The sequence below is a fragment of the Nostoc sp. genome (genome assembly GCF_036917235.1).
Classification (GTDB): Bacteria; Cyanobacteriota; Cyanobacteriia; order Cyanobacteriales; family Nostocaceae; genus Nostoc.
In genome coordinates this window covers 1-2,055 of sequence record NZ_JBALDU010000071.1, presented here as the reverse complement: position 1 = coordinate 2,055, position 2,055 = coordinate 1, and the positions used below count along the sequence as shown (strand labels likewise).

The 2,055-nt window shown below is 41.8% G+C and carries 1 protein-coding gene; it reads right to left on the bottom strand.

Annotated elements, in window-relative coordinates:
• Positions 1-125: 125 nt before the first annotated feature.
• Positions 126-1,844, bottom strand: coding sequence for an NAD+ synthase (locus V7K44_RS20930; protein WP_334933949.1), 1,719 nt, complete (start codon positions 1,842-1,844; stop codon positions 126-128).
• Positions 1,845-2,055: the final 211 nt, after the last annotated feature.

The following is a 2,055-nucleotide window of genomic DNA, read 5'->3' as shown; positions in this document are numbered from 1 at the left end:
GTGGTTCTTCTCTCACCTTCTGTCAAAAGGGGGTCTGTGTTCAATCAGACCCCCTCTTTTTTCTTTGATTTCGACTATTTAGTCTAAACTCCAGTTATTAGATTTGCGGATGTGCATCTTGTCTATCACAACAAACTAAGGTTAGGTGTAGCTGTAGTTTTAGTTTGGTAAGCCTTTTTGACACCAACCCAGTTACTAGCAATTGGCATTCGCCAACCAGTTCCGAAGGCGCGATCGGTGATTTTCAATCCGGGGGGTGCTTGTCGCCGTTTAAATTCAGCCCGTGCCACCATTTGGATTACTCTATCTACAATTACCGAATCGTGACCGGCTGCAACAATTTGCGCTGCTGATTGGTGGTTGTGAATCAGGCGTTGCAAAATATCGTCCAAAACTTCGTAAGGTGGTAGAGAGTCTTGATCGACTTGTCCTGGTTTGAGTTCGGCGCTGGGTGCTTTAGTCAAGACGTTTTCCGGGATGATTTCATTATTGCGATTTAACCATTGACAAAGTGAATACACACGGGTTTTCGGGACATCTGCAATCACCGCTAACCCGCCATTCATATCACCGTAGAGAGTACAGTAACCAACTGCCATTTCTGACTTGTTACCTGTAGATAAAAGCAGATAGCCAAATTTATTAGCGATCGCCATTAATAAATTACCGCGAATCCGAGATTGGATATTCTCCTCAGCCAGTCCAAACTCAGTACCCGCAAACAAATCATCTAAAGTGTGATCGAAACCTTGCATTAACTCGCCAATTGGTAAAAGATTAGTCTTAATCCCCAAATTTTCGGCTAATGCCAAAGCATCACTGATGGAATGCTCTGAACTGTAAGGGGAAGGCATGAGAACACCGAGGACATTTTCTTTACCAAGTGCAGCAGTTGCGATCGCAGCTACTATTGCCGAGTCAATCCCGCCACTTAAACCCAATACTACTTTAGAAAAGCGACACTTACGAGCATAATCTCGCACTCCTAAAACCAAAGCTTGCCAAATTTCTTCATCTTCTAATTGATATGCAGGTTCTACAGAACCCAACTGAAAATCACGTTGGGTTTCATCAAATTCCACTACTAATAAATCAGTTTCAAAACCACGGGCGCGAGATATAATTTCACCTTGACGATTTAAGGCAAAACTATGACCATCAAAAATTAGGTCATCATTTCCCCCAACCTGATTAGCATAAATCATCGGTTGTTGAAAACGTACTGCACTATGCCTGAGCATGGTTTCTCGAAACTGCTGCTTGCCAGCCGTGTAGGGCGAAGCAGACAAATTTACAATCAAATCTACACCCAAAATTGCTAAGTCAGCAATCGGATTCACTGTATAACTACGTTTGCCCCAAAATTCCTCATCGTTCCATAAATCTTCGCAAATAGTTACGCCAATATCGATATTATCAAGAGTGAAATAATTAGCTTGCAAGCCTTCTTCAAAATAGCGGCGTTCATCAAAAACATCGTAAGTAGGTAAAAGTCGCTTGTGAAAAACTTGCTTAACCTGGCCATTCTCTAACAAAGCTATGCTGTTAAATAAACTTTTACCGCCACTAATATGTGCTTGGATATTCGGTTCAACAGTTCCTACCAACACAGCTAAATTTGCTGGTAAATCCTGAGCCAAGTTTTGTAAAGTGATGCCCATTGCTTCCACAAAACTAGGATTTAGTAATAAATCTCTTGGTGGATAGCCGCACAAAGAAAGTTCTGGTGTCAACAACAAACGCGCCCCGCTAGATGCGGCTCGTTGTGCCGCCTCCAAGATTTTTTGGGCATTTAAAAGCAAATCACCGATAGTAGGATTAATTTGAGCGATCGCAACTTTCATATTATTTGTCATTTGTCATTGGTCATTTGTCAATAGTCATAAGTTACTCAGGACTTTGCAATACGGTTCGGTTAACGTTCTAATATTTTGAAGATCCCCCCAACCCCCCTTAAAAAGCAGGGCTGATTCATTCCACAAGGGCAAGAAGTTTGTCAATATCATTAGAGAGAAATCTTTGAGCAATTGTGATGGAAGGATAACCATTTCGACG